5 protein-coding genes are annotated in these 4,774 nt (G+C 51.7%); 4 read left to right on the top strand and 1 reads right to left on the bottom strand.

Annotated elements, in window-relative coordinates:
- From L696_RS0105700 to L696_RS0105690, 3 genes are all read left to right on the top strand, one after another.
- A partial coding sequence (locus tag L696_RS0105700) for an NAD-dependent epimerase/dehydratase family protein (protein ID WP_025682790.1) occupies positions 1–949 on the top strand: 949 nt, incomplete at its 5' end.
- Positions 946–1,659, top strand: a complete 714-nt coding sequence (locus L696_RS0105695) for a glycosyltransferase (protein WP_025682789.1) — start codon at positions 946–948, stop codon at positions 1,657–1,659. The genes L696_RS0105700 and L696_RS0105695, both read left to right, overlap by 4 nt.
- 32 nt (positions 1,660–1,691) lie before the next feature.
- Positions 1,692–2,891 carry a glycosyltransferase family 2 protein gene (locus tag L696_RS0105690; RefSeq protein ID WP_025682788.1) on the top strand — a complete coding sequence of 400 codons (1,200 nt, stop codon included), beginning with the start codon at positions 1,692–1,694 and terminating at the stop codon, positions 2,889–2,891.
- On the opposite strand, the gene L696_RS0105685 is transcribed toward L696_RS0105690, so the two are convergent.
- Positions 2,888–3,274, bottom strand: coding sequence for a hypothetical protein (locus tag L696_RS0105685; RefSeq protein ID WP_245233297.1), 387 nt, complete (start codon positions 3,272–3,274; stop codon positions 2,888–2,890). The two genes, L696_RS0105690 and L696_RS0105685, sit on opposite strands and share 4 nt — an antisense overlap.
- Before the next feature lie 166 nt (positions 3,275–3,440).
- On the opposite strand from L696_RS0105685, the gene L696_RS0105675 reads away from it, so the two are divergent.
- Complete coding sequence (locus L696_RS0105675; protein WP_025682786.1) at positions 3,441–4,688, top strand: sialidase family protein; 1,248 nt, start codon at positions 3,441–3,443, stop codon at positions 4,686–4,688.
- Positions 4,689–4,774 lie beyond the last annotated feature (86 nt).

The following is a 4,774-nucleotide window of genomic DNA, read 5'->3' as shown; positions in this document are numbered from 1 at the left end:
CCGCCATTTTGCAAAGCTCGGCTGGGAGGTAGCGGCGCTGACCCGCACGGCTGCTTCCGCTCGGGAGCTGATCTTGCAGTTGAACGGTGATGAGAACTCCAGCGCAAATTCTGGCACCAGCTTCTACATCACGTCTTATGTATGCGATTTGCTCGATAAGGAACATCTTCGCGAAGTGATAGGCCAGATTGCGCCGGATTATGTGCTTCATCTGGGTGGTAAAAATTCGGTGCCCGAATCATGGCAAAGCCCGCTGCTCTACATGGAATCCAATGTGCTGTCCACGCTGTATCTGCTGGATGCGCTGCGCCCTTTTCCCACAGCCCGGATTGTCGTGGCGGGTTCCCGGCTGAAAGCGGCTTTGCAGGCTCCATATCATCCATCGCATCCGTACAGTCTCAGCAAAAGCCTTCAAGAGGCAGTCGCGCTCTCCTGGAGCGCGTTGTTCGGCCAATCCGTCATGCTGGCGGAGCCTTGCAATCTGATTGGCCCGGGTCCCTCCACCGGCTTTTGCGCATTGCTGGCAGGTCATATCATCAGTACAGAGCGCACGTACAGGGAGTCGGCAACCGAATCAGTTCCTGAGCCTTTGCCCGCCCTCGAACCCGCACCGTTCCGGGTATCTTCCCGACATGCGCAGCGTGACTTTCTCGACGTGCGCGATGCCGTCCGCGCATATGGTGTGCTGCTGGAGCAAGGTGTGCCGGGGCAGGTTTACCCGGTCTGTACAGGTCGCATCGTGGAGCTGGGCGACATTGTGGAACGTATGGTTGCACTGGCAGAGACACCTGTCGCCATCCAATGGGGGGACGCGGCAGAATCAGCGTCTACGGATGCATACCGGGCCGAGGAGCTGGAGGACATGGGGTGGAGGCCGATTATACAGTTGGGGCAATCGCTGGAGGATATGATCCGATACCACCGAGCCGGAAAGGAAGGAACGATATGAGACCGAGTGTAACGATCGTCATTCCATTTTATAACTGTGGATACGTGGATCAGGCTCTGCAAAGCGCATTAGAGCAAACCTACGGTCCGCTTGAAATTATTGTCGTCGATGACGGTTCCACGACACATACCGAATTGCTTCAACCTTATCTTCCATATATACATTATTTAGGGAAAGCCAATGGAGGAACGGCCAGCGCACTGAATCATGGCATTCGGCATGCTAGTGGCGAATACATTGCGTGGCTCAGCTCAGATGATACCTATCATATGGATAAAATAAACAACCAGGTATCTTTTATGGTGGAACAAGGCGCGTATATCTCTCACACCAATTTCAATTTCATCAATAACTACAGCCAGATTACAACCCATCAGGCGGCGGCTGTGTTTCCTTCCCTACCGGAGTTTTATCGTTTTTTCCAGCAAGGAAATCCGGTCAACGGATGCACGGTCATGTTTAAAAAGGATCTGTTCTCACATATCGGTCTGTTCGATGAATTGCTGCCGTATACCCATGATCTGGATATGTGGTACCGAGTGATGCTGGCGCGATATCCATTTCCTTTTCTGAACGAACCGCTGGTCAACTACCGTTGGCATGATGAAATGGGAACCCAAAAGCATTGGCCGGCCGTTGAGCGGGAGTACAGCATAACTCAAGCACGGTATCGAGATCGCTTCAGTCAGTTGTTGAACGGTTTTTCCTAATAAAGCCGGAAGTCTGTCAGGGGGGGATTGATATGGTAGATACGGGGATTGTTATGCCGCTGTACAAACAGGATATCGGTTATCTACAAGCTGCGATCTCATCCGTACTAGCTCAGAGCTACAGGGCATTTCGCTTTATCATTGTTATTGACGGAGCGCCGGAAATGGTAGGGCCGGCGCTCCACGCAGCAGGGGGGGACCCGCGTGTCCAGTTGATTACACTTCCTGAGAACAAAGGAGTATCCAGTGCCCTCAACCGGGGGTTTGACGAGTTGTTCCAAGATCCGGCGATCACATATGTGACCTGGGTATCCAGTGACAATGTATATTATCCCGGCTTTATAGAACGACTGCGACGAGAGCTGGAGCACGGGCCGGACTCGCTCGGCCTTGTATTCTCCACCTTCCGCCAGATTGATGCTTCAGGAAGCCCGTTGTATGATGAGCAGCATCAACAAACGCTGATCCGGTATCAGAGCCAGTCGCATGAGGAACTGCTGAACGCCAGCATTGTTGGGGTTTCATTTATGTACAAAAGCAAATATGCCCGCCGGATCGGCGGCTATCGGTTGCAACCCGTGGAGGATTATGATTACTGGCTGCGGCTGACCGAGACGTGCAGCATGAAATTCATCCCGGAGATCCTGATGGATTACCGGGTGAATTCTGCTTTTAGTGTATCGGCCAGCTTGCACAGCCAAATGGAACATCGACGCTGGCGGCACACATTTCAAATCGCCAAGCATGAGGCGAGAGCGCGCCGGGGTATCCCGCTTGAAATGACCATTTTAATGCCTGTCACGGATATGACTCAGGCTGAGCCGTTGCTGGATAATCTGCTGGAGCAGCATTATAGCAATTGCTTGGTGCGGTTGCTGGATCTTACGCCGGAACAGGGCGCCTCTTCCTTCCTGCCGATGATGCTCGATCCTCGGCTAATCATAACGCCGAGGCCGTATTATTCTGTCAACGAAGCACTGGTTCAGGCCATTGGGGAAACGGTTACCCGCTTTGTTGTGTGCTACGGTGTCAAACCTTATATCGCTGTGACGGATCTGCTGTATCTGACCGATTTGCTGCGCCCGCTACAGGATACACATGCCTTTTCCTATTATACAGATGACCATTCCGCCATAGGCAGCGGCCGAGGAGTCCAGTCCGTACCGCCGGAATGGAATTACGTGTATTACACTCATAGATTACATCAGGCACTGGAGCAGAGCAACTTTTAAATAACAGGAGACAGCGCCGGGATTGTGGTCAGCTCCGACTGAAGAACACGATGCTCCTGTACAACATTACCAAACTGATCCAGTCCAAAGTTGGAGAGCACAACATTGGAAGGTGCAGCGGAGACTACGTTGTATTGTACCTCATAGGCAAGTACACCTTGTACAAAAAAGGTACGTCGGGCAATGGAGTTTGCAGGTACGTTAATCGATGACACATACAAGGGTACCTTGGTATCCGGCACGAGCGAGAAAAAAATTTGTACCGTCACGGTTGCCGCGTTCACCGTATCCTCATTGACCACATTCACAACGATATTGGAGCAGGCAGTACCAAAATCTCTGGTGTTTGTCATATAGCCGGTTGTAAAAGCCAAATGAATCATCCTTTCGAAAACAGAATATTGGAAAACCCCCGAAGGGATGCTCCTATACTATGAATCTACTGAATAGAAAGCTTGTATGCTTGTCGGTAGGCTATGCTGAAAAAAGGTACATTTTTGGAGATACCCCTTCCATGATTACCAATTTGCAATGAAAGGAATGCTCGCGATGCCTTTAAATTTTCAAGTGACACCCAGCGGTTTACCCAAGTTTGAGCCGAGTGTCGCTGTTAATTTGTTGAATCCGAATATTGTGGTGGCTGTCGCTGTTGACTTTAGTAGCGGGCCCCCTCTCATTGGTCTTTACCGATCATTGGACGCAGGGGCGGACTGGACCGATTCTTTACTGCCGCTTCCGCCGGGATATACAGGAGCTGAGGCGGGAATGGTAGCTTATCTGTTTCCCAATATTTTTATCGTATCCGCACATGTGTTTCCGGGAAATGAAAACGGGGCTGTCGCGATCTACCGCTCTACGGACGATGGAGCCACCTTTGCTCCTCCGGTGGTCATTAATCCGGGCTTTGGAGATTACATTAATAATGACTGGACCAATATTACAACAGATAACGCCGGAGCCAGCCCCTATCTCGGGCATGTCTATGTCACATATAACCGCCAATACAATATAGAGTTTAATGCCCGGTCTGTGGCCTTCTACCAGCGTTCCACCGATGGAGGATTAACTTGGGACCGACCGTTATTGCTTTCGAATATCCAATCCTCCACGGAGCGACCTGAGCCTGCGGTCGACAAATATGGAAGCGTCTATGTCAGCTGGATTCGTACGGGTCCGCAGACACCGGCTTATTTTATCCGGCGATCCTTTGATGGAGGGGCTACCTTTAGCGGGGATATTCTCGTATCCAACATAACGCTTGTACCCAGTCCTTTGCCCGTCCCCGGCTACAGCTTTCGGATACTGAATATTCCCAGCTTGGCCGCGGACTGCTCGGGTGTGCCTTCTACAACAAATACGTTATATGCCGTTTGGCAGGACTTTGGTCAGGGATACAGCAATATTTTAATGTCCAAATCACTCAATTTCGGCACAACGTGGAGTGCTCCGGTCGTCGTGACGGACAGCCCGCCTGGCTCGCAAAATTTCTTTCCTGCGATTTCGGTGTCGCCCAAGACGGGACTGGTCGTTGTCGTGTACTATACCAATCGCCTGGACGGCTTTAATCTGGATGTGTTCGCTGCACAGTCGTCGGATGGAGGTAACACCTTCGTGAACAGCCGCCTGACGACGACCTCCTTTAACCCGAATGCTGGGGGTGGAGTAGGCCCAGTGGAGGTGCTCGGTGACTATATTGATGTAGCCATTGTGCCGCCGAACAGCTACATTTCCGTCTGGACGGATACGCGCACAGGCAGTTTGACGATTTTTGCCGGTGTACCGGGAGGTGGAGCCTGATGCCGAACGTGCAGCTTACGCCTAACGGAAGGCTGGCGCAGGAGCCGAGTGTAGCTTTCAACCTGCTCGACGGTACCATTGTGTCT

The organism is Paenibacillus maysiensis (genome assembly GCF_000520815.1).
Lineage (GTDB): Bacteria > Bacillota > Bacilli > Paenibacillales > Paenibacillaceae > Paenibacillus > Paenibacillus maysiensis.
The sequence above is the reverse complement of the archived record's forward strand: the minus strand, read 5'-3'. Positions and strand labels throughout refer to the sequence as shown.